This is a genomic window from Pseudomonas sp. 2822-17 (genome assembly GCF_002742485.1).
GTDB lineage: Bacteria > Pseudomonadota > Gammaproteobacteria > Pseudomonadales > Pseudomonadaceae > Aquipseudomonas > Aquipseudomonas cyclaminis.
This window is the reverse complement of sequence record NZ_LJRZ01000218.1, coordinates 1-350: the sequence shown is the minus strand read 5'-3', so window position 1 is coordinate 350 and position 350 is coordinate 1. Positions and strand designations below refer to the sequence as shown.

Genomic DNA, 350 nt, shown 5'->3' with positions numbered 1-350 from the left:
GTATATTAACTTATTATCAGGATAGAGGATTTCAATATGCGTTAGATGATGTGGGGGAGGGGTTTAGTACGATGGATCTATTAGAAGATATTAAACCTCACTACATGAAGCTAGATATGAAGTTCGTTCAAGGTGTAGCAGAGGATGTTACGAAGCAGAATACAGCACTCAAGTTTTTAATGAAAGCACAAGAATTAGGAGCTACTCCATTAGCAGAAGGTGTGGAATATATTGAAGACTTTGAATGGTTGAAGCAAAGAGGGTATGAACTGTTTCAAGGTTATTTGATTGGGAAGCCTGCTCCAAATCCATTAGATAATAACGTTGTTAATTTTTAGTTTAACCTGAAT

At 36.0% G+C, this 350-nt stretch carries 1 protein-coding gene; it reads left to right on the top strand.

Annotation, left to right across the window (positions count from 1 at the left end):
• Positions 1 to 338, top strand: a 338-nt coding sequence (locus AOA60_RS01650) for an EAL domain-containing protein (RefSeq protein WP_143522347.1), incomplete at its 5' end; no start/stop codon positions are given.
• Positions 339 to 350: the final 12 nt, after the last annotated feature.